The 26,055-nt window shown below is 41.8% G+C and carries 28 protein-coding genes and 1 riboswitch; of the genes, 9 read left to right on the plus strand and 19 right to left on the minus strand.

Going from position 1 to position 26,055, the window contains the following annotated elements; genetic code table 11:
• The first annotated feature begins 265 nt into the window (after positions 1-265).
• Positions 266-1,207 (plus strand): ADP-glyceromanno-heptose 6-epimerase, encoded by a 942-nt coding sequence (gene rfaD, locus BCU12_RS00505; RefSeq protein ID WP_102402456.1) that lies wholly within the window; start codon positions 266-268, stop codon positions 1,205-1,207.
• 96 nt (positions 1,208-1,303) lie between these two features.
• On the plus strand, positions 1,304-2,260 hold the full coding sequence (gene lpxM / locus BCU12_RS00510; RefSeq protein ID WP_102402457.1) for a lauroyl-Kdo(2)-lipid IV(A) myristoyltransferase: 957 nt from the start codon (positions 1,304-1,306) through the stop codon (positions 2,258-2,260).
• A gap of 52 nt (positions 2,261-2,312) precedes the next feature.
• On the opposite strand, the gene BCU12_RS00515 is transcribed toward lpxM, so the two are convergent.
• The 4 genes from BCU12_RS00515 to BCU12_RS00530 are packed head-to-tail and all read right to left on the minus strand — an operon-like array spanning position 2,313 to position 5,962.
• Positions 2,313-3,269, minus strand: coding sequence for a glycosyltransferase (locus BCU12_RS00515; RefSeq protein ID WP_198599207.1), 957 nt, complete (start codon positions 3,267-3,269; stop codon positions 2,313-2,315).
• An 18-nt stretch (positions 3,270-3,287) separates the two neighbouring features.
• A complete protein-coding gene (gene coaD / locus BCU12_RS00520) occupies positions 3,288-3,776 on the minus strand; it encodes a pantetheine-phosphate adenylyltransferase (protein ID WP_102402459.1) in 489 nt (162 codons plus the stop codon).
• 46 nt (positions 3,777-3,822) lie between these two features.
• Positions 3,823-4,869, minus strand: a complete 1,047-nt coding sequence (locus tag BCU12_RS00525; RefSeq protein WP_102402460.1) for a glycosyltransferase family 9 protein — start codon at positions 4,867-4,869, stop codon at positions 3,823-3,825.
• A complete protein-coding gene (locus BCU12_RS00530; protein ID WP_102402511.1) occupies positions 4,859-5,962 on the minus strand; it encodes a glycosyltransferase family 9 protein in 1,104 nt (367 codons plus the stop codon). The genes BCU12_RS00525 and BCU12_RS00530 overlap by 11 nt, the downstream gene beginning before the upstream one ends.
• A gap of 71 nt (positions 5,963-6,033) precedes the next feature.
• Here BCU12_RS00530 and BCU12_RS00535 point away from each other — a divergent pair, with 71 nt between their 5' ends.
• Positions 6,034-6,750 carry a 3-deoxy-D-manno-octulosonic acid kinase gene (locus tag BCU12_RS00535; protein ID WP_102402461.1) on the plus strand — a complete coding sequence of 239 codons (717 nt, stop codon included), beginning with the start codon at positions 6,034-6,036 and terminating at the stop codon, positions 6,748-6,750.
• Positions 6,751-6,754: 4 nt separating this feature from the next.
• Here the strand turns inward: BCU12_RS00535 and BCU12_RS00540 are convergent, their stop codons facing one another.
• The 7 genes from BCU12_RS00540 to BCU12_RS00570 are packed head-to-tail and all read right to left on the minus strand — an operon-like array spanning position 6,755 to position 13,702.
• Positions 6,755-7,648 (minus strand): hypothetical protein, encoded by an 894-nt coding sequence (locus tag BCU12_RS00540; protein WP_102402462.1) that lies wholly within the window; start codon positions 7,646-7,648, stop codon positions 6,755-6,757.
• Between the two features lie 4 nt (positions 7,649-7,652).
• Positions 7,653-8,393: a glycosyltransferase family 25 protein gene (locus BCU12_RS00545; RefSeq protein WP_102402463.1), complete on the minus strand. Its 741-nt coding sequence runs from the start codon at positions 8,391-8,393 to the stop codon at positions 7,653-7,655.
• On the minus strand, positions 8,390-9,691 hold the full coding sequence (waaA, locus tag BCU12_RS00550; protein WP_102402464.1) for a lipid IV(A) 3-deoxy-D-manno-octulosonic acid transferase: 1,302 nt from the start codon (positions 9,689-9,691) through the stop codon (positions 8,390-8,392). The genes BCU12_RS00545 and waaA overlap by 4 nt, the downstream gene beginning before the upstream one ends.
• Positions 9,692-9,703: 12 nt before the next feature.
• Positions 9,704-10,759 (minus strand): lipopolysaccharide heptosyltransferase II, encoded by a 1,056-nt coding sequence (gene waaF / locus BCU12_RS00555; protein WP_102402465.1) that lies wholly within the window; start codon positions 10,757-10,759, stop codon positions 9,704-9,706.
• 51 nt (positions 10,760-10,810) lie between these two features.
• Positions 10,811-11,755, minus strand: a complete 945-nt coding sequence (locus BCU12_RS00560; RefSeq protein WP_102402466.1) for a glycosyl transferase family 90 — start codon at positions 11,753-11,755, stop codon at positions 10,811-10,813.
• Positions 11,752-12,963 (minus strand): O-antigen ligase family protein, encoded by a 1,212-nt coding sequence (locus BCU12_RS00565; protein ID WP_102402467.1) that lies wholly within the window; start codon positions 12,961-12,963, stop codon positions 11,752-11,754. Before BCU12_RS00565 ends, BCU12_RS00560 begins: the two co-directional genes overlap by 4 nt.
• Positions 12,944-13,702 (minus strand): glycosyltransferase family 25 protein, encoded by a 759-nt coding sequence (locus BCU12_RS00570; RefSeq protein ID WP_102402468.1) that lies wholly within the window; start codon positions 13,700-13,702, stop codon positions 12,944-12,946. The genes BCU12_RS00565 and BCU12_RS00570 overlap by 20 nt, the downstream gene beginning before the upstream one ends.
• 267 nt (positions 13,703-13,969) lie before the next feature.
• On the opposite strand from BCU12_RS00570, the gene BCU12_RS00575 reads away from it, so the two are divergent.
• On the plus strand, positions 13,970-14,737 hold the full coding sequence (locus BCU12_RS00575; RefSeq protein ID WP_102402469.1) for a glycosyltransferase family 25 protein: 768 nt from the start codon (positions 13,970-13,972) through the stop codon (positions 14,735-14,737).
• Between the two features lie 11 nt (positions 14,738-14,748).
• Here BCU12_RS00575 and mutM read toward each other — a convergent pair whose 3' ends face one another.
• From mutM to radC, 5 genes are all read right to left on the minus strand, one after another.
• Entirely contained in the window at positions 14,749-15,558 is an 810-nt protein-coding gene (mutM, locus tag BCU12_RS00580) for a bifunctional DNA-formamidopyrimidine glycosylase/DNA-(apurinic or apyrimidinic site) lyase (protein WP_102402470.1), read from the minus strand.
• 41 nt (positions 15,559-15,599) lie between these two features.
• Entirely contained in the window at positions 15,600-16,079 is a 480-nt protein-coding gene (locus BCU12_RS00585; protein WP_102402471.1) for a hypothetical protein, read from the minus strand.
• Between the two features lie 169 nt (positions 16,080-16,248).
• Positions 16,249-16,416: a 50S ribosomal protein L33 gene (gene rpmG, locus BCU12_RS00590; protein ID WP_002535344.1), complete on the minus strand. Its 168-nt coding sequence runs from the start codon at positions 16,414-16,416 to the stop codon at positions 16,249-16,251.
• Positions 16,417-16,429: 13 nt separating this feature from the next.
• Positions 16,430-16,666, minus strand: a complete 237-nt coding sequence (gene rpmB, locus BCU12_RS00595) for a 50S ribosomal protein L28 (RefSeq protein ID WP_017036316.1) — start codon at positions 16,664-16,666, stop codon at positions 16,430-16,432.
• A gap of 294 nt (positions 16,667-16,960) precedes the next feature.
• Complete coding sequence (gene radC, locus BCU12_RS00600; protein WP_102402472.1) at positions 16,961-17,635, minus strand: DNA repair protein RadC; 675 nt, start codon at positions 17,633-17,635, stop codon at positions 16,961-16,963.
• Between the two features lie 226 nt (positions 17,636-17,861).
• On the opposite strand from radC, the gene coaBC reads away from it, so the two are divergent.
• The 3 genes from coaBC to lpxL all read left to right on the plus strand — a co-directional run bounded on the left by coaBC (position 17,862) and on the right by lpxL (position 20,785).
• The gene (gene coaBC, locus BCU12_RS00605; protein WP_102402512.1) at positions 17,862-19,082 is read left to right on the plus strand and encodes a bifunctional phosphopantothenoylcysteine decarboxylase/phosphopantothenate--cysteine ligase CoaBC; all 1,221 of its coding nucleotides are present in this window, start codon (positions 17,862-17,864) and stop codon (positions 19,080-19,082) included.
• A 139-nt stretch (positions 19,083-19,221) separates the two neighbouring features.
• The gene (slmA, locus tag BCU12_RS00610; protein WP_102402473.1) at positions 19,222-19,812 is read left to right on the plus strand and encodes a nucleoid occlusion factor SlmA; all 591 of its coding nucleotides are present in this window, start codon (positions 19,222-19,224) and stop codon (positions 19,810-19,812) included.
• Between the two features lie 22 nt (positions 19,813-19,834).
• Positions 19,835-20,785 carry an LpxL/LpxP family Kdo(2)-lipid IV(A) lauroyl/palmitoleoyl acyltransferase gene (gene lpxL, locus BCU12_RS00615; protein WP_102402474.1) on the plus strand — a complete coding sequence of 317 codons (951 nt, stop codon included), beginning with the start codon at positions 19,835-19,837 and terminating at the stop codon, positions 20,783-20,785.
• 112 nt (positions 20,786-20,897) lie between these two features.
• Here the strand turns inward: lpxL and pyrE are convergent, their stop codons facing one another.
• Together pyrE and rph are read right to left on the minus strand one after the other, a co-directional pair.
• Positions 20,898-21,539 (minus strand): orotate phosphoribosyltransferase, encoded by a 642-nt coding sequence (pyrE, locus tag BCU12_RS00620; protein WP_102402475.1) that lies wholly within the window; start codon positions 21,537-21,539, stop codon positions 20,898-20,900.
• A 137-nt stretch (positions 21,540-21,676) separates the two neighbouring features.
• Positions 21,677-22,393 carry a ribonuclease PH gene (gene rph, locus BCU12_RS00625; RefSeq protein ID WP_102402476.1) on the minus strand — a complete coding sequence of 239 codons (717 nt, stop codon included), beginning with the start codon at positions 22,391-22,393 and terminating at the stop codon, positions 21,677-21,679.
• A 152-nt stretch (positions 22,394-22,545) separates the two neighbouring features.
• On the opposite strand from rph, the gene BCU12_RS00630 reads away from it, so the two are divergent.
• Positions 22,546-23,412, plus strand: coding sequence for a YicC/YloC family endoribonuclease (locus BCU12_RS00630; RefSeq protein ID WP_102402477.1), 867 nt, complete (start codon positions 22,546-22,548; stop codon positions 23,410-23,412).
• An 81-nt stretch (positions 23,413-23,493) separates the two neighbouring features.
• Here BCU12_RS00630 and BCU12_RS00635 read toward each other — a convergent pair whose 3' ends face one another.
• Positions 23,494-24,864: an NCS2 family permease gene (locus tag BCU12_RS00635; protein ID WP_102402478.1), complete on the minus strand. Its 1,371-nt coding sequence runs from the start codon at positions 24,862-24,864 to the stop codon at positions 23,494-23,496.
• 74 nt (positions 24,865-24,938) lie between these two features.
• Positions 24,939-25,038, minus strand: a riboswitch (purine riboswitch).
• Positions 25,039-25,420: 382 nt separating this feature from the next.
• Between BCU12_RS00635 and gmk the strand changes: the two genes are divergently transcribed.
• Positions 25,421-26,044 (plus strand): guanylate kinase, encoded by a 624-nt coding sequence (gene gmk, locus BCU12_RS00640; protein ID WP_102402479.1) that lies wholly within the window; start codon positions 25,421-25,423, stop codon positions 26,042-26,044.
• Positions 26,045-26,055: the final 11 nt, after the last annotated feature.

A 26,055-nucleotide genomic window follows, 5' to 3' on the forward strand; every position in this document is an offset into this window, starting at 1 on the left:
GTCTAATGGTTTTCATTACCACGCTACCGCCCTTAGGTCTGACTCCTAAAAGCAAATAAAACTATGAATTTTATAGTTCTCTACGAACATCTATCAGATAGTTAAATGCTATTTTCTAAAACAAGAAAAAGTGCATTGTAGCTCAAATCCAACCGCTAGGCGATAGTCCGTTGGCACTCGAACTTAGCACGCTATCACACTCTCTGCTAGCGCCTAATCTTACTCGTTGATATACTAACTCAAAGTATCAAATTATCGGTAAACTATGATCATAGTAACTGGCGGCGCTGGCATGATTGGCAGCAACATTGTCAAATCACTTAACGAACAAGGTATTAATGACATACTAATTGTCGATAACCTTAAGAATGGTAGAAAGTTTCAAAATCTAGCCGACCTTGACATCACTGACTACATGGATCGTGATGATTTCCTAGTTCAAATCATGTCAGGTGAGAATTTCGGTCCAATAGAAGCAATTTTTCACCAAGGTGCCTGCTCTGCCACCACGGAGTGGGATGGTAAATATATGATGCTCAATAATTATGAGTATTCTAAAGAGCTTCTGCACTACTGTTTAGAACGCGAAATCCCGTTTCTTTACGCTTCTTCAGCTGCGACTTACGGTGAGACAAGCACCTTCATTGAAGAAAAACAATACGAAGGTGCACTTAACGTCTACGGCTATTCGAAACAACAGTTTGATAACTATCTACGTCGACTATGGATAGATGCCGAAGAACATGGTGAAAAACTATCGCAAGTAACCGGCTTTAGATATTTCAACGTTTATGGGCCTCGTGAGCAACATAAAGGCTCAATGGCATCAGTAGCATTTCATCTAAACAATCAGATGAATGCGGGAGAAAACCCTAAGTTGTTTTCAGGAAGTGAAACGTTTAAGCGAGATTTTATTTACGTTGGTGATGTTGCAGCAGTCAATCTAGAGTTTTTGCAAAATGGTCAGTCTGGCATCTTTAACTTAGGTACTGGTAATGCCGAGTCTTTTGAAGCGGTCGCTAAAGCCGTAATTGACTACCATGGTAAAGGTGAAGTAGAGACCATTCCGTTCCCAGAGCATTTAAAGGGTACATACCAAGAGTTTACTCAAGCTGATTTAACCAAACTACGGGCAGCCGGCTGCAATCACCAGTTTAAAACTGTTGCTGAAGGTGTGGCTGAGTATATGGCTTCCATCAACAAATAACTCTCCCAAAAGTAAACTTAATTTGCGGTCATTAAGCCAAGGGTTTATCTTATATCCCTTGACTTTTTCTATTTTACGCCCTTTAAAGGTTTTTCTGTGACTCAAGAACGTAACGACTACGATCCCAAAGCATACAACCCGACATTTAAGAGAGAGTTTCTTACTCCAATGCACTGGGGAACTTGGTTGGGTTTACTTGTTGGTTTACCTTTTACATTACTCCCAAATTCTATCCGTGTATCTTTAGCTCGCTTCGCAGCAAAAAAAATGTGTGCAAAAAGAAAAGGCTCCATTCAAAAAGCGAGAATAAACTTAGCCCTCTGCTTCCCGAAAAAAAATGAGTATGAGAGAGAGGTTATTTTAGAAAAATGCTTAACGACTGCTGGTGCATTTCTTATTGGCTTTCCAGCTATTAGTTTGAGAAGCAAAAAGTGGCTAAAGCGCAACTCATCCATAGTAGGGCTTGAACACCTTCAAAAGCTACAAGAAGATAACCAAAATGCCATTTTACTCGTGCCACACTCATGGTGCATTGATATTCCAGCCATCTTACTCGCTTCCACAGGGCTACCAGTATCAGCAATGGCTAACAGCCAAAAAAACCCTCTAACAGACTGGCTAATGCACAAGCAACGAGTTCAATATGGTGGTCGTGTTTATGATCGAAGTGGTGGTATCAAACCATTTATCAAGTCAGTGAAAGACGGGTATTTAGGTTACTACCTGCCAGATCAAGATCACGGACCAGAACAGAGCGTATTTGTAGACTTCTTTGGAACTGAAAAAGCAACCCTCCCAGGTTTGGGGAAGCTCGCTAAAGTGAGCCGAGCAAAGATAGTGCCTACCTTTGCGAGTTACAATATTGATACGGGTAAATATGAAATTGAGATCAAGGCCCCTATCGACGACCTTTCAGGTGATGAATACCTAGATGCAAGAGTAATGAATGAAGTCGTTGAAGGTTTTGTAAGGCCTAAACCTGAACAATATATGTGGATTCTAAAACTGCTAAAAACTCGCCGTAATGGTGTAGACCCATATATTGGTTATTAGTCTATGCCAAAAAATGTAAAGCCACTAAAATACTAAGTGGCTATGTACTAATTTAGTTATGGTAAGGCAATCTCTTGAAATCTTTAATGATGCTTCCCAAATTTAAGTTGAGCTGCTCACCATTAGCGACAGATTGATATTTAGCAACATAAGCTTTAGCCATAGCATCAGCATTGAACACGTCTTGTGCGTATTCATGACATCGCTTATTGCTAAATACCTTTGCGTTTGAGACTGCACTGACTAACTCAGATTCATTCACCGATAATAAACCGACATCCTCATTTACTAGTTCAGGAAGAGAACCGTAAGGTGTTGCAAATACAGGACAACCAAAGTAGAGACTTTCCGTGATTGCTAGACCAAAAGGTTCATGCCAAGTGACTGGAAACACTAACCCTTTTGATTGAGTCATAATCTTCGATTTAACTCTATCATCAACCATACCTAAGAAACTCACATGCCTATCTAGTGTCAATCTAAAGCCCATTTTCAGATTTAATCGATGTCCACCTAAAACATCTAACTTCTGCCTAGCTTTTCTAGTGATGTCTATCGCCCCTTGAACATTCTTCACTCTCCAAGCCGCTTTTCCTAAGAAGTGAAATCGCTCTCGTACTGACGTAAAATTAGGCTTTAAATAGTTGTCCCAGTTAAGACCATTATAAACAAAAGCTTCTGCACCATGATTCTTCGCATGCTGTGATGACACAAACACAGTATTAGGGTTGATTGGCCCGTTGGAGTTTCCATGCTGTGTGATCATATAAGGCGCTGAGATTTCTTCAAACTTTGAGTGAAAGTGGACGACATCAATATCTTGAGGTATCTGGGCTTCAACTGGCACATTTGGCTGATACTCAATAACTCTCGCCCACTCACATTGCGTTCCCTTCCCTGCGAGCAACGTCATTTTATGCCCCCCTAAATGCAGAGCATAAACTAAGTCCCAAATAACACGCTCAGTACCACCATAATTTCTTACAGGAAGAGTGGCATGAGTAAACATTAAAATATTCATATTTGATTAGGCTTTATGTGAATTAACTTTGTTGATAACAGCTTTATGCACACAGTCGGGAACGAACTGCTGTATCTCCCCCCCATGAATTGCAACCTCTCGAACCAGTGTTGAAGATAAAAAAGCAAACTCTTCAGAGGGTGTTAGGAAAAGGCTCTCGAGTTCTGGCTTCAATCTACGGTACATAGTGGTCAAACCAAACTCGTATTCAAAATCCATAGTAGTCCTTAACCCGCGCACAAGAATTGTAGCGTTTTGTACTGTCGCAAAATCAACGAGTAAACCACTGAACCCATCAACAGAGACATTGGAGAGTCCTTTTACCGTTTCTCGTAATAAATTGACCCGCTCATCTAAGCTAAATAGTGTATTTTTACTTGGGCTTGCCGCCACACCTATCACAAGGTGGTCAAACATGCTGGCAGCACGCTTAATCAGATCATAGTGCCCGTTAGTTACTGGATCGAATGTGCCTGGGTAAACAGCAATACGCATAAGTGTCCTTCATTATTTCAAAAGCAATAATTAAATATTCAGTTAGCTACGAAGTAAGCTTACTCAACACTCGTTCAAGTTGTGCAATGACTGCTTTGCACTCTATTCTTTGCATCAAATCATGCCCCTTAGCACGCGCTCCCCATTTAAGTTCTTCCACGGGTTTCTTATGCTGCTCTGCTGCAATCTCTTCATATACCGAGACAGTTGTTTCTAAGCTATTATAAGGCCCTGTTCTTTTAGGGTTACTATGAGCATACAAACCTATAACTGGTGTGCCTTGAGTGGTTGCAATATGAGCGGGCCCTGAATCAGGTGCTATCACAGCTTTCGCTAGTTTTAGAACTGCAGTTAACTGTTTAAGGGATGTTTGACCAACTAAATTTACTGGCGGAAACTTCATAGCCATTTCAATATTTTCAGCCAGTTTTTTCTCTCGCTCAGTAGGAGCTCCGCAAAGAACGACCTTCACACCTAGTTGATATGCGCGATCAGCAACGGCCGCATAGCGTTCAACTAACCAGTTTCTTTCATCTTTACTGGCGGCTGGACTGATCACAATATAAGGGGTTTTAACAAGCTCACGAGCTAAAGCAACATCTTGCTCAGTAAGCGGGATTGACCAAGTAGGTTTTTGTTGAGAGCAGCCTAAGAAACGAGCAAATTGAGAAAAGTTATCTAACACATGTAGGGTAGATGAATTTGGTAGTTTTCTATTAGTAAATAGCCACTGCCCCTCTTTAGCGCGAGACCATTGAAATCCAAGCTTAACCTTAGCTTTAATCCCAACAGTTAATAAGCTCGCTCGCAGGGCAACTTGCATGTGCAATAAGTAGTCGAATTTCTGATGTTTTAATTCGCGCCATACTTTTTGCATACCTTTGAAACCAAGCTTTTTGTCAAAGGTTATAACTTTTATCCCCGGTAAATCTCCTAGTAGTTGCGCTTCAATCTTTCCCATTACCCAAGTAATTTGGCATTCAGGATAAGTTGATTGAATCTGCTGTACAACAGAAAGGGCATGGCACACATCGCCAATAGCAGAGAGGCGAAGAATGCAAATAGAGCCTGGCTCAATTCTACTAGCAGTCATGTTCAACACTTAGGGGCATCATCTCTTTTACTGCTTCCAAAACAAGTTTAGGTTGAATATCAACGAGACAGGGGGAGTGTAAATCATTACTAATAGCGCACTTGTTTTTATAACAAGGAACACAGTTTCGCTCTGATTGAATAAGTTTCACATTCTTAACTCGCTGTGATTTGACTGCGTTGTAATACAAATTGCTGTGTATATCTATTGGTTGTTCATAAGGCCAAGGAGACCACATACTTGCAGGGGCTACACTGATAATTGAAACTATCGGAATATTGTACCCCGATGCTAAATGTCCAGGACCACTATCTGGCCCAATAAACCCACAACTCCCCTTTATCAACTTGGACGTTTGTGCCAAAGACAACTCTGCCAGCATGCTATGCAAACGTTCCGATTTAGGTATCCCTTTTATTATATCGCTAACAATGGTTTGGTCTCGTTCTAGGGCAGCACCAGTAAGCACTACGTGGTACCCCTCTTGAAGTAGGTGCTGTATTAACTCAACCCAATATAAAATCGGCCATTGCTTCAAACTGTTTGAAGAAGGTGCATGAACCACTAAATAGTCCTTCGGCAAGCTTTTCTCTAGATCGATCGGTAAAGGTTCTTCAGGGGACACCAAATGAGGTACAGCGTCCACACCTATCAGACTCAATATACGGGCAGCACGGCTCATCTTATGCTCAAATCGATTTTGTTCTTCGATATGTTGAGAATAAACGCATTTTTTAAGCCATGCTGTACTGTGCGAATTTTCAATAGCACCAATTCTTTTTTTACCAAAAACCAAACCATAAATAGCGGTGCGATCATTAAGCATTTCATTAACGACCAAATCATAACGACCATTCTCTTTTAATAGTCGGTAGTAATCATTGAGCGATGGGCGTCCAGGCATTACAACTAAGTTATCGACGTCTGGGTTCGTACCAAATACCATCTCTCCTCTCGCATTGACTAAAACATCAATCTGAGCTTGAGGAAATGCTTCTCGAAGGCTTCGAGTAAATACAGAAATCAATAAACTATCACCAATACAGTGAGTAGCAATAACTAATATCTTTTGATAGCGATATGAATAACTCATTAATTCAGTACGTGTTTGATATACTATTTTGCTTAGTATGCCACAAACCATCCATTTCGAGACAGTGATTCATGTTTACATCCAAGCAAATCAAAAATACGACTTATTGGTATAACTCGACTTTACTCACTGAAGATGTTGAACTCGTATTTAGTGTTGAGTACTGGAGAGATAAAAATGCCATCATCGGTAGCGCTCAAGGTCGTGGGACAACCTGGTTTGTAAAAGGAAACACCGGCGAATTTGCACTGAGGCATTACCACCGTGGAGGACTATTTGGTAAGTTAGTCAAAGATAGCTACTGGTTTGCTGGATTAGAAAATACCCGTGCTTATCAAGAACTGTTGCTTCTAAAAACACTGACAGAAAATCATGTCAATGTCCCTACCCCCATTGCTGCGAAGGTAGAAAGGTGCGGTAGTTTTTATAAGGCAGACATCTTAGTTGAGAAACTAGACAATGCTAAAGATTTAGTCTCGATACTCAATACTCAAAAACTATCGAAAGTGCAGCTCCTAACTATAGGTAAAGAAATTCGTAAAATGCATGAGATTGGTGTAAATCACACGGACCTAAATATACACAACATACTAATTAATAATAACAAGGTTTGGATTATCGATTTTGATAAATGTCGACAGCAAGATGGAAACGAATGGAAGCAGGACAACCTAGATCGATTGGAGCGCTCATTTGCAAAAGAGGTTCGGTTAGGCGAAATTAATGCTGCAGACTTCTGTTTTCAAGAGATAGAAAAAGGGTACCAAAATGCACCCTTAAGTCGTTAAAACCTTACTCTTCTTTCAAGCCAAACAGCTTGCGCAGTTTCTTCTTCTTTTTGTATATATGGCCGCGAACCACCTCAGCTAGGGGGCGCTTAAAGCTGACTCGTTTTGCTAGGCGTACTTGCTCTTCAAAAGGCTTATTCCCATGCTCTTCAAAAAATCGCTCTAAAACGATTCTGGCCCAGTCTTTTCTTCCACTTGTTGAGTAGTGGTTCACCCACTCTTTTGCTGGCGTAATCGAAACTTGCCTAGAAAGAGCTTCAGATAACGCAAATTGCTCTAGAGTATGAGCGAAACACCCTTCCTTGCGTAAGCCTTGAATCAATATATCGGCACGATCGAAAGCTGATATGCGAGCTCCAGTCATTCCAATCACTGCAGATGCCCACATGACCGAGTCTGAGTTTGTACGATAAACACTGCCATCAGCAAGTTTAATATCCCTATCTCTTATTGCGGCATATTCATTATTCTCTGGAAGGGCATTAATGTTCGCTTCTGAGCAAAACAACAGTGCATGCTTATTGGAGATTGAGTCGAAGTACACATTGGTGGCTTGGGTAAAGTATGTGTCTGTATCGAGAAACAGCAGCTTATCTTCTGCCCCAATATTTAAACACTCACAAAGATACTTTAAGCCCCGATTTTTAATTCTAAAATGATAAGTATTATTGAGGCTCCACTCTGCTTTTTGAGCGGGAGATATCGAAAACACCTTGATTGGCATATTGACAAAATGTCCAGGTTCTTCAGCTAAAACAGAAACTTCAGGGCGTACACCACTCTTTCCACTCCAATTAGCTAAAAAGGATAAAATGCAAAATCTTGCACCTTGATAATATGTTTTATCGTTTCCATAAACTACGAAGGTTAAGTGTGTCCGAGCTAAGTTTGATGTCATAATCTTAGTACTTGTTAGTGTTCTGAAAGAGCGCTTTGTGTTTTTTACTGAGATGACTTCGAATATCACGTCTATAAAAGTCTTTAATCGCACTTCTTAATCGTATGTAGAGCCCAGATTTTGCGCCATTCAATTCGCTGGCAAACATACCATTCTTACTTCCTTGAGAAACAAGAGGAGGCTGGCACCAAAAAATATTGTAACCCAGCTCAGAACGAACATTCCCAATCAACCCATCGATAGGCGCATCAATTGTGTTCGTCTCAATATAAGTCACCATTCTCGTCGCGAAAGATAAATCGTAGACATAGCCTCCACACAGCTTATTTGTTTTACTACGGTAAAGTTGCTGCTCTGGAACTCTTAAGCTGAATGGTACGGATGTGGCTGCATCTTCAATATTGACAAAATAGTTAGACTCTTCACTCACTTCATCTAAAGCTTCGAGTAACTCATCCAAGAAGTTTTTTGCTAAGATTGCATCATCTTCAAGCACTAAAACATGAGGTATCTGTTCTTCAACGACCTTCTTCATCACCAAGTAGTGCTTATAGAAACATGATTTTTCAGGCAACCTTAGTGAATCATTAAAAAACTCATTACGAATTTCATCACTCAAATTATCAATATCGCCACGCAACATGTACTCATAATCCGTAATGCCACGCTCAGGCAGGTGTTTATCGATATGCTGTCTGCGCTCTTCATAGCCTTTACTGACATGAATAACAAAAGTTTTGATCATGATGGTGTCTCAATATTTGGTGAAGTACTTACTAACTCGAGTGTTTTATGTAAAGCGCCTTGATTTCGCTTAACTATATCATAGCCCCACTGCCCTTTTTCAGTTAACTGATCCGGTTTAACTAAGGCGCTGACTATCTGCATAGCAAGATCGTTCGCATCCAATACTACTGAAAGCGCATTCGACTCTATAAGCTGATTAGCAAGATCAGGAAAATTAAAATAACTGGGGCCTGTTAAACAGTATTTTTTAAGCAGCGCTGGCTCTATGAAATTATGCCCACCAACTTTTTTTCCGATTAGGCTTCCCCCCATGAAAACAAGATCGCTTGCCGATAACATAACCATGAGTTCACCCATCGTATCGCCCAAATAGACATCGACATGACGATCAATATTCTCTACCGAATCACTGCGGCGAGCTAAAGATAAACCTTGGCTTAAGACCAGATCCGCCACTCTATCAAACCGTTCTGGATGACGAGGTACAATCACAAGTAATAGCTCTGGCGCCTCCATTTTAGCTTGTTGATAAGCCTCGAGTATTTGTTCATCCTCTCCTTGATGAGTGCTAGCTGCTACTACTATTTTTCTGCTGGTTCCTAAGGCGTTTTTTAATGCATTCCCTTGGACTTCGATATCTTGATCGAGCGTAACGTCATACTTGATAGAGCCTGTGACAATAATCTTTTCACTTGACACCCCAAGAGATTCAAATCGAGATTTATCGTCAGCATGAACCGTGAGTATTAAATGTAACTGGGAGACAGCAGGATAAATCAAAGTATTTAATTTACGATAGTTGCCGACAGATTTTTCCGAAAGGCGACCATTGATTAACGTAATTGGGATGTGATTATTAGCAACTGTATGAATCGTATTCGGCCATAACTCCGTTTCAATAATGAGCATTTTTTCTGGTTGGATAGCATTGATAAAACCTCGAACACACCAGCTAAAATCAATCGGCATATAGCGGTGTATGATGCCATTATCCATCTTTTCAACCTGCGCAGCGCCAGTACTGGTTGTTGTTGTCACCAGTATTCGTTTGTCTGGGTTTTTCGCTGCTAGTTTTTCCACTAACTTCTTGCTTGCTAGGACTTCACCTACTGATACGGCATGAATCCAGATAACACCTGATTTTCTGTCGTCAATTTTTGGTGTGAAACCGAAATGCTCTTTCCAGCGTCTACCAAAGGGTGGTTTGTTGGTTTTTGGACGATACAAACCCCACAGTAAAATGGGGCTAATGAGACTGAGCAGTATGGTGTAACACCAGCGAACCATCGTTGTCATTCTTCACGCCTTTTAAATGTGCTCTTGTTTAATGATGTCGAACTGCTGAATCGCAGTAATGACTTTCTCAGGCATAAGCTCCGTTAAGCACTTTAGATGCTGTTTAGGGCAAACTCGTTCAAAGCAAGGGCGACAATCAATGTCAGTATTCAGAATCGACAACTTATCGGTTAGCGGTGGTGTATATTTCGGAGAACTAGACCCATAAACAGCGACAACATTACAACCAACCGCTGCGGCAACATGCATCAAACCAGAGTCATTACTGACAACGGTACGACAGGCGCCAATCAGATCAACGGCCTGAATCAGACTTGTGCTGCCAGCGAGATTAAAACAATACTGCTGCCCATCAGATTGCACTTGATCAATAATTTTGGTTGTAACTTCTCGATCTTTGGCCGAACCAAATAGCCACACTTGATAGCCAAGTTCAATCATCCTAGAGGCAACTGCAGCAAAGTGATTATCGGGCCAACGTTTGGCAGGGCCGAATTCAGCGCCAGGGCACAAACCAAGAACGGGGCGATCCAAATTTAAACCGAATTCTTCCATCGCTGCCAATTGTGTTTGCTCTATGACTTCTAGCTTTGGAAACGGCAAGCCTGATAGCTCACCCAAACAACCACTGCCCGTCATTTTTTCTTTGGTATGCGCTAATGCTACATATCTTTCTAGCATATATTGGAACGATTTCTTGTTGGTGCGGATGTCGTTGAGAAGCCCATAGCGCATTTCACCTTTCCAGCCTACTCGCTTAGGTATCTGAGCAAACCAAGGAATGAGCGCTGATTTCGCTGAATTTGGTAGTGTGTAGGCCATATCATATTGTTCATTTTTCAGAGACTTGCCTAGCGAATATCGAGTTTTCAGATAAAACTGCCCATGCCCTAATGGCATCTCTAAAGCTTGATTCACCTCTGCCATTCGCTCAAGGATTGGCTTACACCAGGCCGGAGCCAAGACGTCAATAAGGGCATCAGGATATTGTTTTTTTAGTTCAATGTATAAGCCTTGGGACATCACCATGTCCCCCACCCACGACGGGCCAATTACCAGTATTTTCATAGTCTTCTATTTCTTATAGTTCTGGTTCTAACTGTTTTGGTTCTAACGGTTCTAGCTATTATCATTCTGGTGTTCATTAACATATTGACCGGATAATTCGAAGTAACGCTCTAGTGTTCTAATGCAAATAAGTTGCTCTAATTTTTCATCTTTAAATGGCGCGACATAGTCATGTGCGTTGTTAATGATCTTCTCAGCTTCTTCTGGATGAGCTAGGTAATATTGCATTTTTTCGTCAAAATCTGACCAGTCATCTTTCACTTCAATATAGTGAACACCCGCTTTTAATGTGCCTTCCATAAACCAAGTTTCGTACTTCATTTTAGGCGTAATAACGACAGAGTTAGAAGACATCGCCCATTTTAAATTTGACGCAACATCGTTACCTTCTAAACATATTAGAAACTTATATTGAAGTTGTTCGTCAACCGACATAAACGGCTTTTGCCACTCTGGGGGGTCATTACTAGAATTAGATTGCCCTGCATCCATTAACGGGTGTTCGAACATTTTCTGCATAAAACGAATGCGGTGAGGCTGAGTGACTGCTCCTCGAAAGACGGCCATATCCTTTTTATCTGAATACTTGAGTTTATCGTTTACAAAACGAAAGTGGCGTCTTTTATCGAGCTTGAAAAGGACGGAGTTTCCATTATCACCTTCTACTGGGCGAGCTTTGAACAACGTTGGCACTGACTCTATGTGCGTTTCATCACCGAAATAGTAGTTAAATCGAAAGTGCTTTGGGAAATAATGAAGAAACTCTCTTAGATCAAAGTAGTAGGAAGTGTAACCTTTTCTCTTATAGTTATCGATTTCAACACTGTTGTTTGAAAGATAAAATGAGCCTTTAACTTTTAAATAATACTTAACACGCCCTTTGATGTAACTTTCTCGCTCCTGATAAGCACCATTTAAAACACTATAATGCCTTCGAAACAGAGTTCTTGGTAGCAACTCCAAAGCCGTATGCTTTAGGTAATAAAATAGCTTCATGCTTCCTCTTTTTGATTCATCAGCATAAAGCTAACAAAACCAATCAAGTACATATAATAAATTGCCGCTTGAGCATTAATAAATGGCGCATCTGACACATTACAAATTGCTATAAATAGTGCAGGAGGCCACAAAAGAGCTGAGCCATTTTCTATTGAATATCGCCTAGACAATATAATGGGATAAAGTAAAAAAGTAAGAAAAATAGCTCCACCTATAACTCCATACATAACAAATTTATCAATAAAGCCATTATGGAAAGTCATTGAAATTAGCCTATTAAAGCTCGGGGATATTCTTTTTTCTGATTCTAATCGGTCAAACTCTTGCTTGATATCTTTACCGTAACCCAAGATGAGTTTCTTTTGCCAAAGATTAGCGCCTATGTTGACCATTTTCAATCGAATCCCGATAGAAGATCCGTACACTCCCTTTTGGATCAACCGATAATCTTTAATAGTATGCTCGATTCTTTCTTGAACTACTGAGAACTGAGATATCCCAAAAATCACTGTACTTAAAAACACTAGTACACACACACTCAATTTTTTACTTCTTTTAAATGAGGCATACAATAGAAGCAGGAAAAACACCACTATCATTGCGATAAAAGGTCCACGTGATAGACTCAGTAGTAAACCAACCACAGAGCAAGTAAGTGAAATCAGTAAGAACACTATTCTTTTCTCTTTGAAATTAGTTACAATAAGTCCCAGAGAAGCAATACCAACTAAGCCACAAATGGTTGCAAATGGAATAGCGTTGATTGGCCAAGCTCCACGTCCCAAACTAACATGAAGCTGATAGTAATACCCATATAAAGCACAAGAAGACGCTGCAGCCAATAATATCCACTGCATAACCTTTTTAGTGTAAAAGTCTCTTGGTGTCACCAAAAGTAAAACGAGTATCGCTAAAGTAGCTCTTAACTCTCGTGAATCAAAGCCATATATTTTATATGCTATGGCACCAAACAGTCCACTGACAAGCAAAAGCTTAATCCAAAAGCTATTTTTGAAATTGTCTCTTATGATCTCGAAGCGAAAAAGTAATATTGAGACCAAAGCTAAAACTAAAACAATGGGAACGAGACGCATATCCCCATCACCGTCCCATAACATTCCAGTCGTCATCCAAAGCACAGGAAGACTGAACAGCAACTGAATAAATTTGTTGTTACTTTTACTACTACTTATGTAATTTAACATTTTCAAATACTCTTAAAACACGTTTGTTGACATGACTCCAAATATACTTTTTATGGTAGTTCTTAATCATATAGCGAAATTTATCAACTACCCCTGTGCCTTCAGCATTAATTGCACTAGCAAAAGTACCATTTTTGCTGCCTTGCTGAACTAGATCTGGTTGCGACCAATAGATATTGAATTCGATAACATCTCTCATTTCACTTTGATAAACATCTATAGGAAGATGAATAGGATAAGAGTTAAGATAGTCATACAATTTCTTAGCCGCTTTATAGTCAATAATATAACCACCCGTCATTTTGGTGTAGTTGGCTAAATAAATGTACTGATCACACTTACGAAATTTAAATGGGACGCTCAAATAAGCACTTTCTATATTAATAAGATAGTTAGACTTATCCTTCAGCTCATCAATAACTTTTTCTAATTTACTTGAAAAGTTTTTTGTCAAATAGGCATCATCTTCTAACACCAGAGCAAAAGGAATCTCTCTTTCCACAATAGCTTTGTAAGTTAAATAGTGCTTATAGAAACATGATTTCTCTGCTGGGGTTTGAGGACTACCTAGGAATAAGCTATCTAAAACATCCCTTGTTAAGTCTTTAATATCACCATCAAGCACATACTCAAAACTATCCAGACCTGACTCTGGTAAATGCTTGTCGATATGATTCCTTCTATCTTCATATCCTTCACTTACATGAATGACAAACACATGCTCAATGGGTTGCACCATTTAAGGCCTCTCCTACTACAATACGGGGCGAAAAAAGAACAGATTATATCTTGAGTCAGCATATGTTTCACGCAATCTTATTCATACAGTATAAGAAAACGAGAGCCCTGACTTTGCTTCTGACATCTATGACAAAAAACACACTCTGCACTCCCTAAAAACTCTTTGAAACAAAGTTGTCGCTTAGCTTGCAAACTCTCACTTTCGATTTGTAACAAAGCAATATTTCATGTAATTAATCTACCTATATTTAACACTGGATTTTTTATGAAGTCATACTGCATAACCCTAAATGGCTGCGAAGACCGCCAAGCCACCACAAAAAAAGTTCTCACGAAAGCACAGCTCGAGGTTGAATTCTTTATCGGTGTTGATGCACGAGTGGATACTCACCCTTTGCTAAACCGCAACAGAGATAAAGAATTTCTATATAACATGGGGCGCCCAGCAGCCATTGGAGAATTTGGGTGCTATGCCAGCCACTACCTTATGTGGGAGAAGTGTGTAGAGCTTAACGAATCAATCATCATTTTTGAGGATGATTTTGATATTAACCCTGAGATGTTTCAAAACACATTGGACATCGCTAAAGAGCATATCGACAAGTGCGGCTATATTCGAATTGAAAATGCAGATAACCACGATATGTTCTATCAAGTCCGTACTTATGGTGAACAACGCCTAGTTAAGTACTTAAAGATACCGCAATGCATGACCGCCTACGCAATTTCACCTAAATGCGCGAAAGCCTTCATGGGACACAGCCAAACTTTTGATTACCCTGTCGATGTGTTCTTACGTAATGCTTGGATTCATAAACAGCCCATCTTTGGCGTTTGCCAATCTGGCCTTTGGGGAGAAAATAAACCTTCTATCATCGGCAACCGGAAACGATCCGGTAAGAAAAACTACTTCGTCGCAGTAATGAAAATTATCAACAAGATTAAGAATATGACTCTTAACCTTGCTATGAACTTTTCTCATTTATTCAGCTTGGGATCCGATTACAAACCGACTAAATGGTGGAAAGGCTAACCCAAAAACAACTACTTCTGGCAGGCTGAACAGAAAAACGTATTTCTTTGCCCAATTTTTAGCTCTTCGATCAATGATTGACACATTGGGCATTTCTTTCCCGCTCTACCATATGCCTGAAGTTCTTGCGCGAAGTAACCCGGTTTTCCATCAGCTTGAGCAAAGTCTTTTAGAGTTGTGCCGCCCTGCTCTATTGCTTTTGCGAGTACTTGTTTAATTTCTGGAACTAATACACCCCACTCCCTTTTGAGGACTTTCCCAACTAGCCTTGTTGGATGAATCTTCGCAGAAAACAAAGACTCGCAAGCGTAGATATTTCCAACACCAACAACATTCTTATTATCCATAATGAATTGCTTAACTGTTACACGCTTTCCCTTAGCCCTCTCAAACATAGTGTCAACATTGAATTCATCCGTTAATGGCTCTGGACCGATATTTTCCAACACCTTGTGCGATTCGTCTTTGTTCACCCATAGCCAACAACCAAATCTTCTCGGATCGTTATATCGTAAGACTTTGCCATTGGTGAGCTTAAGATCAACGTGATCGTGCTTAGAAGGTTCAAAATCGGCATCGAGGACTCTCAGCGATCCTGACATACCCAAATGTACTATCGCGCTGCCAACATCCGTTTCAATGATTAAATACTTAGCTCGTCTGGAGATAGAACGAATTACCTCACCTTCCATCTGTTTTAACTCTTGAGGTATATCCCAACGTAGTTTTGGAGTACGAAATGTGAAAGATTGAATCGTTTGTCCAACCAAATGAGGGCTAATCCCCATTCGGCTCACTTCAACTTCAGGCAACTCTGGCATGAATCAAAATCCTTGAAAATGTAAATTTTTTGGTGAGGCAGCTACTGATTAGGCAGCAAATATCCGGGTTCGACGGAAAGGGCTATCCATTTACCTTGCCAGTTATTGAGTAACCAAAACTGTGGCGTTTGATAAAAAGTGATCCTCTGAGGCTCTTCCTGATCAACATACCATGCCTCTATACTCTGCGGGTTTTGCAAACTTGGAGCTAGCGTTTGTCTTGTATCATCATCGACTTCAGTGCCTATCAGCTTAGACCAACGATCCGCTAATTCTTCTGGCGAAATATTACTCGGCTTGTTAATTCGCCATCGACCTTGATTCTTTTCTAATGACCAACGATTAAAATGAAGTGATTGAAGCTCTTTACTTGGATTCAGTAAATAAGGATAAGGACTCTGAGGAGGCTCAATAAGATACGTTTTGATCATGGTCGGAAGATAGAGAACACCAATGAACGCCACGATGGCCAACATCAGCAAATTATTCCAACGCTTCCGGCGAGCTGGTGATACGCGCATCTTATTACCCTACAAACCTAATCACTATCATTTCAGTATAAGGGATTGTAATAGTGACTGCGAGTGATGCCGTTCAGTAAACTTTTTGCGTAAAACTAAAAAACCCAGCTCGAAAGCTGGGTTTTATGCAATCTTCTCTAAACAAGAAGCTTCAAAGAGATAATATCAATTACTTGATTTTAGCTTCTTTGTACATAACGTGTTGGCGAACTACTGGATCAAACTTCTTGATCTCAAATTTGCCTGGCATGTTACGCTTGTTCTTGTCAGTTGTGTAGAAGTGACCTGTTCCAGCAGATGATACTAGACGGATTTTCTCACGAATGCCTTTAGCCATTGTTCAATTCCTCTTAAACGTTTTCGCCACGTGCACGGACATCAACAAGTACAGCATCAATGCCTTTCTTATCGATAATACGCATGCCTTTAGCAGTTAGACGTAGTTTAACAAAACGTTTTTCGCTCTCTACCCAAAAACGGTGAGTTTGTAGGTTCGGCAGAAAACGACGCTTGGTAGCATTGCGTGCGTGTGAACGGTTGTTACCCGCTACTGGACGCTTACCAGTTACTTGACATACTCGGGACATGAATGTCTCTCCAAATCGTTTCAGCTCGATATCAACCTTGGTGGCCGAACCTCTCCATCAAAGATGAAATTAGAGGTAAAAACCAAAATGGAAAATCCATTCAAGGCTATCAAAGGTCGCGCATTATACTAACTTGACATGCATTGCTCAAGACCCGAACAGATCCTTTTTACAGGATTTCGTGATCTTTTTTTGAACATTGCAGCTTATTGAGTAATCGAGGCTGATTTAAGGTTCTAAAAATGTGGCGGGAATGATAGCAGAATTCTATCAACTAACAAGCCAAAATGTGATTCAAATCCATCCACGTTCTGCAAAAGAAACCACTTCACCGTCTCCAACTACAAAATGGTCGAGAATTCGGATGTCGACTAACGAAAGCGCATCCACCAATTTTCTCGTGATTCTTCGATCAGATTGACTTGGTTCAGCAACACCTGACGGATGATTGTGAGCCAAGATTAATGCAGCAGCATTGTGTTCAAGTGCGCGTTTCACGACTTCTCTTGGATAAACAGATGCCGCATCAATGGTTCCCTCAAAAAGGATTTCGTCCTTTATTACTCGATTTTGGTTATCTAAAAAAAGAACATGGAACGCTTCACGTTGTCGATCCCTCAATATAATAGAAAGGTACATTTTGGTTTGCTGTGGGCTAGAAAGTGAATCGCCTCTCTTTAATGTTTCCGCTAAATAACGTTGCGTCATCTCCGTCACGGCTTGCAACTGCACATATTTCGCCTCCCCTAAGCCTTTATAACTGCAAAATTGATCCTTGCTGGCTGAAAACAAGCCACGTAAAGAGCCTGTCTCTTTCAGTAATACATCCGATAGCTCGAGCACATTCATTCCTTTGGTACCTGTGCGCAAGAAAATAGCCAGAAGCTCAGCATCAGTTAAGGAGTTCGGCCCATTGGCGAGCAATTTCTCTCGTGGCATGGATTCTGCGGGTAAGGCTTTAATACTCATTTCGATAATCAACGTTATTTAATAATGAACAAACTATTGTCGATACAATAAAAGGCACATTATTAATTATCCCCTCGAATCACAGCGGTTGAGAGCCAACGAAAGAAAGAATGTAAATACGATGTCTAGTACTGAGTATCGCTTTGTCAAACACACATAATGAGACTCTATGATTTCATGTCAGCTCCATGTTATCTTAGCCACAGAATTTTCAGGGGAAAACAACATGCAAACGCTAGCAGGTAAAAAGATTCTATTGGGTATAAGTGGTGGCATTGCCGCTTATAAATGCGCAGAACTGACACGTCGACTCATCGAGCGAGGTGCCGAAGTTCGCGTCGTGATGACAAACGCAGCCAAAGAGTTCATTACTCCTCTCACCATGCAAGCGGTATCTGGAAACCCTGTCTCTGAAAGTTTATTTGATCCAGCTGCGGAAGCTTCAATGGGGCATATCGAGCTAGCAAAATGGGCAGACCTTGTATTACTAGCTCCAGCCACAGCGGATCTCATCGCTCGCATTAGCGCTGGTATGGGCAACGATCTTCTCAGTACGTTAGTACTCGCTACTGATTCACCTGTCGCTCTATCACCGGCGATGAATCAGCAGATGTATCAAAACGTCGCAACGCAAGAGAACTTAGCAACACTGAAAAGACGCGGTATCATTATTTGGGGCCCAGGCTCAGGCGAACAAGCCTGTGGCGATGTTGGGCTAGGGCGTATGCTTGAACCAATGCAGATTGTTGGTCACTGTGAACATTTTTTTCAAGGAGAGATTTTCACTCCTCAACATAAAATCCTAACCGGCAAATCGGTTCTGATCACCGCTGGGCCAACGCGTGAAGCTATCGACCCTGTTCGTTACATCTCCAATCATAGTTCAGGAAAAATGGGTTATGCATTAGCGGAAGCCGCTTTAAAGCTAGGAGCGACAGTTACTCTTGTCAGTGGGCCCGTCAATATCGCACCTCCACAATCAGCTTCAACGATACAAGTTGAGAGTGCTCTGCAAATGCACAACCAAGTCATGGAGCAAGCGCCAAGCCATGATGTCTTTATTAGCTGCGCTGCCGTTGCCGATTACCGCCCTGAACGCATTGCCGATCAAAAAATCAAAAAAACAGCCAACAGCGATTCAATGAACATCGTCATGGTAAAAAACCCAGATATCGTTGCCTCAGTTGCAGCGCTGAGTGAAAACCGACCATTTACAGTTGGCTTTGCTGCTGAAACACAAGATGTCGAAAAATACGCTCGTGGGAAGCTGCTGAAAAAAAATCTAGATATGATCTGCGCGAACGATGTTTCCGTCGAAGGGCAAGGATTCAATAGTAACGACAATGCAATTACCGTCTTTGATAAACAGGGTGAGCATTCACTTCCCCTTGCGTCTAAGTCACAGCTTGCTGATTCGATTATGACGATTATTGAGAAAAGCCTCTAACGTCACTATTTTTACTATTACCCCAATCATTTTTCTCGAAAAACTACGAACTCAATGCACTGTTGGTTACACTAACACTCCACCAACAGTGCAATAACGTTAGGTTAAAATTCTCAAGTTGTAATCAAAAGGAAGGGTCATGGCCGGCACAAGAAAATCCAATCGTCGTGAAGAAATATTGCAAGCACTCGCACAAATGCTGGAATCAACAGATGGAGCATCTCGAATCACGACGGCCAAACTCGCCAAGCAGGTTGGGGTGTCCGAAGCGGCTCTTTATCGTCATTTCCCTAGCAAAGCCCGTATGTTTGAAGGCTTGATAGAATTCATAGAAGAATCTCTCATGTCTCGTATTAACCGTATCTTGGATGAAGAGAAAGACACACTTAACCGTATTCGACTGGTTATTCAGCTCATCTTGGCGTTCTCTGAACGAAACCCTGGGTTAACTCGTATTTTGTCTGGCCACGCCCTGATGTTTGAAAACGAACGCTTGCGCGATAGAATCAACCAACTATTTGAGCGTATAGAATTATCTTTACGTCAGATCTTACGCGAGCGTAAATTGCGTGAAGGCAAGTCCTTCCCTGTCGATGAGTCTGTCCTAGCGGCACAATTACTTGGCCAAGTGGAAGGCAGTCTCAATCGCTTTGTGCGTTCAGACTTTAAATATCAGCCAACCGCTAACTTTGAAGAGTACTGGGCGCTGCTAAGCGCACAAATCCAATAATCTCTTGTACTAAGTCACTATTATGAAGAACAGAACATACGACAAGCCAACCTTTTCACCCTCGCTGCTTCACCCTAAATATTGGGGAATATGGCTTGGGTTTGGTCTATTAGCACTGGTTGTTAACATTTTACCTTATCGATTATTGCTCAGCTTTGGTCAGAAGCTAGGACTACTGGGAATGCGCTTTGGTAAGAAACGAGTGCATGTCGCTACTCGTAATTTGGAACTCGCTTTTCCAGATAAACCTTCGGAAGACGTTCAATCACTCGTCAGAGAAAACTTTAAAAATACCGGTTTGGCACTTATTGAAACGGGTATCGCATGGTTTTGGCCAACTTGGCGTTTTAAAAAACTACTTGTTGATAAAGACACCGACGTTCTAAGGCAGCACGATCAAAACAATCAAGGTGTATTACTTTGTTGTGTTCATGCACTGAACCTTGAGATCACTTGTCGTTCGTTTGCTGTACTTGGCCTTCCGGGATATGGCGCTTACCGACCACATAACAATGCTGCCTATAATTTCATTCAATATCGTGGAAGAACCCAAAACGGTAATGGAGCAATTGACCGTAAGAATGTCAAAAAGATGATACGTGTCCTTCGTAACGGTGAACGTTTATTCTACCTTCCTGATCACGACTACGGGCGTAACAAATCCGCCTTTGTTCCTTTCTTTGCTATTGAAGATGCGTGTACCACTACAGGCACCAGTATTTTTGCTTATACCAGTAAATGTGCGATCGTCGTAGGTTCAGGGTTTAGAAACTCCAATGGTCAATATGACATACTCGCTAATAAATCTATTGAAGAAGATTACCCTCAAAAAGATGAGAAAGCTGCTGCGGCTTACATGAACAAGTATGTAGAAGAGATTATCTTGCGTGCGCCTGAGCAATGGATGTGGCTGCATAAACGCTATAAAACAATGGAAGATGAAAGTGTTGAGCGTGGAATACGCTACAAATAGCCTTCCTTTGAAATCCTCTCAATAAATTGAATCCAATAAAAAAGCTGAGAATCATCTCAGCTTTTTCGTTTGTACTGTAAGTTCAAATCCTGCATACACTGATAGGCAGAATTTAGATTCCGTACTGCGCGCGGTACGCTTTAACCGCTTCTAAATTGGCAGCGTCTGTGCCTTTTTCTTCCAAGAAGGTCACCAAATCCGTTAGGCTAACGATTGAGATAATGGCACAACCGAAGTCGCGCTCTACTTCTTGAATCGCAGACAACTCACCTTTACCTTTTTCTTGGCGATCAATCGCAACCAGAACACCCGCTAAATCAGCGCCGTTCGCTTGAATGATTTCCATTGACTCACGAATTGCAGTTCCCGCTGTGATCACATCATCAACCAACATGATACGCCCTTCAAGCGCACTACCCACTAGGTTGCCACCTTCACCGTGGTTTTTCGCTTCTTTACGGTTAAAGCAGTAAGGTACATCTGTGTCGTGGTGATCCGCTAGAGCAACAGCCGTTGTCGTCGCAATTGGAATCCCTTTGTATGCAGGGCCAAACAGAACGTCATAGTCAATGCCTGAATCAGCCAGTGCGGCTGCGTAAAAACGACCAAGGCGCGCTAAGTCACGACCTGTGTTGAACAATCCAGCATTAAAGAAGTAAGGGCTTTTTCGGCCTGACTTTAAAGTAAATTCACCAAATTTTAAAACTTCTTTCTCTAGGGCAAACTCAATAAATTCACGTTGATATGCTTTCATGTCTCTCTCTCATTTTTCAAATTACTGTTTTACAATGTATGCCTTACTGCCTTCTTTGTTTCAAACTGGCGCTATCGCTAGCCCAATGAAAAGAAGGCAAAAAAATAGCCTCTGTATAATAGAAGCTACTTAATAAACTATTTCGCTAACGCAGCTTTCTGCGCGGCGACAATCTCGCTAATGCCTTTGCTCGCAGACTCCAGCAGAGCCATTAACTCTTCATGACTGAACGGTTCGCCTTCAGCAGTGCCTTGAACTTCAATCATCTTGCCTTCTTCCGTCATCACTACGTTCATATCGGTATCGGCTTTTGAATCTTCGACATATTCAAGGTCACATAAAATGTCTTTACCAAGAATACCCACAGAAACCGCGGAAACATGCCCTTTCATCGGGTTCTTTTTCAGCTTACCGCTATCAATTAACGATTGAAACGCATCAGCCATAGCCACGCTTGCACCAGAGATAGACGCAGTACGAGTGCCACCATCGGCTTGAATCACATCACAATCAACCGTGATCATGATTTCACCCATCGCTTTCAAATCAACAACCGCACGTAGACTACGAGCAATCAGACGCTGGATTTCCATCGTACGACCGCCTTGCTTGCCACTGGCCGCTTCACGACGAGTACGCGTGTGAGTCGCACGCGGTAGCATGCCATATTCAGCCGTTACCCAACCTTTACCTTGCCCTTTCAACCAGCGAGGTACATTCTCTTCGATCGTTGCGTTACAAAGAACTTTCGTATTACCAAACTCAACCAAAACAGAACCTTCTGCGTAAGCGGTGTAGTTACGAGTAATTTTAATAGGACGAACTTGGTCTGCAGCGCGATCATTTGGACGCATAGGGCATCTACCTTTTATGGATGAGACGGATTGAATTGGGGCAAGATTATATAGGAAATGTCGCTTCGAGGCGAGTAGCAGATAGCGTGCCTTTCCTTTTGTGCTACTATTACGCAGCAAATTTTCAGCAGATATTGAGACAGGAAAATTCGATGATTTATAGTATGACAGCCTATGCACGCAAAGAAGTGAAAGGCGATTGGGGCACAGCCGTTTGGGAAATTCGCAGCGTAAATCAACGCTACCTAGAAACGTATTTCCGCATGCCTGAGCAGTTTCGTGGCCTAGAGCCTGTACTTCGTGAGCGCTTTCGTAAACGTTTAGCGCGCGGCAAAGTAGAATGTAACCTGCGCTTTGAAGCCAACCCAGCGGCGAAAGGCGATCTTGCCATCAATGAAGATCTCGCGAAACAGGTCATCAATGCGGCGAATCAAGTGATGTCACTGACCGGTGAAGAAAGCCGCTTGAACCCGTTCCAGGTCATGAACTGGCCAGGTGTGATGGAAACGCCCGAGCAAGACATGAACAGCATCAATAAAGATTTGCTGGCGGGTTTTGATGAAGCAATCAAAGAGTTCATCGAAGCTCGTGCAAGCGAAGGTGCAAACATGAAAGCACTGATTGACCAACGCTTGTCTGCCATTACTGATGAAGTGGTTAAGGTTCGCGCCCGTATGCCTGAGATACTAGAATGGCAACGTGAGCGTCTATTGAAGAAATTTGAAGAAGCCAACATCGAACTCGATGGCTCACGCGTTGAACAAGAACTTATCTTGCTTGCTCAGAAATCAGACGTCGCAGAAGAGCTAGACCGTCTAGACTCTCACGTGAAAGAAGCGAATGCCGTCATGAAGAAAGGTGGCGCTTGCGGCCGTAAACTCGACTTTATGATGCAAGAGTTTAACCGTGAATCGAACACACTGGCTTCTAAGTCAATCAGCACCGACATCACTGCATCAGGTGTGGAGCTTAAAGTGCTTATCGAGCAAATGCGTGAGCAGATCCAGAACATTGAATAACTAAAGCCTTTCAATATCAGATCAAAAAAGCCAGAGCATAACGCTCTGGCTTTTCATTTTCGACTTTATGGCAAGATAGGATTAAAGCAGAACCAAATACGTCATAAACAGAACACACAATCCATAAATGACCGGATGTACTTCTTTACCCTTACCTGCAACCACCATAGTAAATGCGTAGCTAATAAAGCCCATCGCCATGCCGTTTGCCGGAGAGAAGCTCAGTACCGTGAACATAATGGTAAAGAAAGCCGCAATGCGTGACTCTTTCTTATCCCAGTTGATTTGACCTAAACGGCCGATCATGTAGATACCAACCACCACCATCGCAGGCGCTACCATAGCAGCAGAGAAAATAGAGAACAGTGGGTATAGGAATAATGAGACTAGAAACAGTCCTGCCACCATTACCGCAGCCAACCCTGTCTTAGCTCCTTGAGAGGAAGCAATACCTGACTCAGAAAACGCCGTAATTGAAGTGGTACCTAATACAGAACCAATCACCGTACCACCAGCATCGGCAACCAGAGCAGAGCGTGCGTTTGGCACCTTACCATCTTTATCAATGATGCCCGCATCGCGACCAACACCCACAATGGTGCTGAGGCCATCAAAGAAATCGACAATCAGGAAAATAATGACGATGAACAGTAGATCGAACATCTTCTCAGCCGTGAAGCCCGAGAAGTTAAAGATCGCACCAAAGCTGCCTTCCATACTTGGTGGCATGGCAACGAACTGGTCTGGAATTGGCGCGTGAGAAGTGCCTAAGAACACATCAGCTAACACTGTCAGGACAATCGCAGAGATGAACGAAATAAACGTGGCGAGTTTGATATCACGAACCATACAGCCTAATGCGATAAAAATACTGATATACGCAATGATGACCTGAGGGCTAGTAATGTCGCCCATGCCAACAAGAACAAATGGGTTTGAGACAATAATGCCCGCATTCTTTAAGCCAAGGAAAGCGATGAATAGGCCAAGCGAAACCGTGATGGCCAGCTTCAAATCTTCAGGTATCGACTCAATCATGGTTTTACGCATGTTGGTCAACGAAAGAATCAAGTAAAGGACACCCGACAAGAAAATACCAAACAAGGCTTCATGCCAAACCAGCGCCACCGAGCCACTGAACAACATCCCTTTAAAGAAGCCATTCATGCTCATGCCTGGCGCTAGCATCACTGGGTAGTTTCCAAAAACACCCATAATCAGCGTTGCAATCGCGGCAGCCAGTGCGGTCGCGGTAAAGATAGAGCCTCGGTCCATTCCCGGAATGTCACCTAGAATCGCAGGGTTGACCGCTAAGATATAGCTCATCGCTAAGAAGGTAATAAAACCGGCGTATAGCTCTGTGCCAATGGTGGATTTTCTTTCGGTGATTTTGAAGGTTGATTCAAGAAATGATGGCGATGCCTTGCTCTTGATAGTCGTATCGAGACTCACAGTGAAACCTTATTCAGTAAATTAAAATTCGGTGGAATTATCACGCTGAATATGGCGCTCCCTTAGTCAGGGAAAAGCGATACGGGATGGACTATAGCAACTGAGATAGGCTCAGTAGTAGAAACGTTTAGACCAAATCACTAAACATATACAGTGCGATAAAACTTTGGCGCGAATTCTAATTACTCCTCTGAATAATTCAATGATTTTCGACATTATTTTGAACAAAAATTACACCATAAAATCAAGCTGTTGATAAATAAGCAAACGTTTGCCAGGTATTGATTCAATCATCGAAAATTCATCCATCAAGTTTCCGTCATGTCAGCCACACTACGCTGACTCAATTTCTCTGCGCCGGTAACTTTTCATTCACTTGTCGAAATCAAGCAAATCATGCTATTCTTCGCCTCCATTTTTCTGGCCTAAAAAATCATCACTTACAGGGAATAATCTGAAAAGGTTCTCTCAAAGTGACGATCAATTGGGGCAGTGCTATCTTTAATTGAAGACGAATCACTTTCGGCTTTCATCCAACCAACGTGGAACAGTACAGATGGGCAAAGGTACTCTATATATCGTTTCTGCACCGAGCGGAGCAGGAAAATCTAGCTTGATCTCAGCGATGCTGGAAACCAATCCAACATACGCAATGAAAGTGTCTGTTTCTCATACCACCCGAGGCATGCGCCCAGGTGAACAAGATGGCGTGCACTACCACTTTGTGCAGAAAGAGCATTTTGAAGATCTCATTAGTAAAACTGAGTTCTTAGAATATGCCGAGGTATTTGGTAACTACTACGGTACGTCACGAGTTTGGATTGAAGAGAACCTTGAAAAAGGCATCGATGTTTTTCTAGATATCGATTGGCAAGGTGCTCGCCAGATTCGCCAACAAATGCCATTGGCACGCAGCGTATTCATATTGCCACCCTCTAATGGTGAGCTTGAACGACGCCTAAATGCACGTGGGCAAGATAGCGATGCCGTCATTGCGAAACGCATGGCTGAAGCCAAAGCAGAAATCTCTCATTATGATGAATACGATTACGTGATCATTAATGATGATTTCGACGCGGCGCTAATGGATTTTAAAGCCATTATTCGCGCAGAAAGATTGAAGCAAGATAAGCAAGCGGCGAAATATAAAGGCATGCTTAACGCGCTTTTGGCTGAATAGCCAACGAAAGT

The sequence above is a fragment of the Vibrio sp. 10N.261.55.A7 genome (genome assembly GCF_002877365.1).
GTDB lineage: Bacteria > Pseudomonadota > Gammaproteobacteria > Enterobacterales > Vibrionaceae > Vibrio.

Coding starts and splice junctions, on each gene's coding strand:
- BCU12_RS00575 (WP_102402469.1), top strand. CDS start 13,970: ATGAAGTCATACTGCATAACCCTAAATGGCTGCGAAGACCGCCAAGCC.
- radC (WP_102402472.1), bottom strand. CDS start 17,635: ATGAGTATTAAAGCCTTACCCGCAGAATCCATGCCACGAGAGAAATTG.
- coaD (WP_102402459.1), bottom strand. CDS start 3,776: ATGCGTATTGCTGTTTACCCAGGCACATTCGATCCAGTAACTAACGGG.
- rph (WP_102402476.1), bottom strand. CDS start 22,393: ATGCGTCCAAATGATCGCGCTGCAGACCAAGTTCGTCCTATTAAAATT.
- rfaD (WP_102402456.1), top strand. CDS start 266: ATGATCATAGTAACTGGCGGCGCTGGCATGATTGGCAGCAACATTGTC.
- BCU12_RS00570 (WP_102402468.1), bottom strand. CDS start 13,702: ATGGTGCAACCCATTGAGCATGTGTTTGTCATTCATGTAAGTGAAGGA.
- rpmB (WP_017036316.1), bottom strand. CDS start 16,666: ATGTCCCGAGTATGTCAAGTAACTGGTAAGCGTCCAGTAGCGGGTAAC.
- rpmG (WP_002535344.1), bottom strand. CDS start 16,416: ATGGCTAAAGGCATTCGTGAGAAAATCCGTCTAGTATCATCTGCTGGA.
- pyrE (WP_102402475.1), bottom strand. CDS start 21,539: ATGAAAGCATATCAACGTGAATTTATTGAGTTTGCCCTAGAGAAAGAA.
- BCU12_RS00540 (WP_102402462.1), bottom strand. CDS start 7,648: ATGACATCAAACTTAGCTCGGACACACTTAACCTTCGTAGTTTATGGA.
- lpxL (WP_102402474.1), top strand. CDS start 19,835: ATGAAGAACAGAACATACGACAAGCCAACCTTTTCACCCTCGCTGCTT.
- waaA (WP_102402464.1), bottom strand. CDS start 9,691: ATGACAACGATGGTTCGCTGGTGTTACACCATACTGCTCAGTCTCATT.
- waaF (WP_102402465.1), bottom strand. CDS start 10,759: ATGAAAATACTGGTAATTGGCCCGTCGTGGGTGGGGGACATGGTGATG.
- gmk (WP_102402479.1), top strand. CDS start 25,421: ATGGGCAAAGGTACTCTATATATCGTTTCTGCACCGAGCGGAGCAGGA.
- BCU12_RS00585 (WP_102402471.1), bottom strand. CDS start 16,079: ATGCGCGTATCACCAGCTCGCCGGAAGCGTTGGAATAATTTGCTGATG.
- BCU12_RS00545 (WP_102402463.1), bottom strand. CDS start 8,393: ATGATCAAAACTTTTGTTATTCATGTCAGTAAAGGCTATGAAGAGCGC.
- coaBC (WP_102402512.1), top strand. CDS start 17,862: ATGCAAACGCTAGCAGGTAAAAAGATTCTATTGGGTATAAGTGGTGGC.
- BCU12_RS00530 (WP_102402511.1), bottom strand. CDS start 5,962: ATGAGTTATTCATATCGCTATCAAAAGATATTAGTTATTGCTACTCAC.
- BCU12_RS00630 (WP_102402477.1), top strand. CDS start 22,546: ATGATTTATAGTATGACAGCCTATGCACGCAAAGAAGTGAAAGGCGAT.
- slmA (WP_102402473.1), top strand. CDS start 19,222: ATGGCCGGCACAAGAAAATCCAATCGTCGTGAAGAAATATTGCAAGCA.
- BCU12_RS00525 (WP_102402460.1), bottom strand. CDS start 4,869: ATGACTGCTAGTAGAATTGAGCCAGGCTCTATTTGCATTCTTCGCCTC.
- BCU12_RS00560 (WP_102402466.1), bottom strand. CDS start 11,755: ATGAAGCTATTTTATTACCTAAAGCATACGGCTTTGGAGTTGCTACCA.
- mutM (WP_102402470.1), bottom strand. CDS start 15,558: ATGCCAGAGTTGCCTGAAGTTGAAGTGAGCCGAATGGGGATTAGCCCT.
- BCU12_RS00515 (WP_198599207.1), bottom strand. CDS start 3,269: ATGTTTACTCATGCCACTCTTCCTGTAAGAAATTATGGTGGTACTGAG.
- BCU12_RS00565 (WP_102402467.1), bottom strand. CDS start 12,963: ATGTTAAATTACATAAGTAGTAGTAAAAGTAACAACAAATTTATTCAG.
- BCU12_RS00535 (WP_102402461.1), top strand. CDS start 6,034: ATGTTTACATCCAAGCAAATCAAAAATACGACTTATTGGTATAACTCG.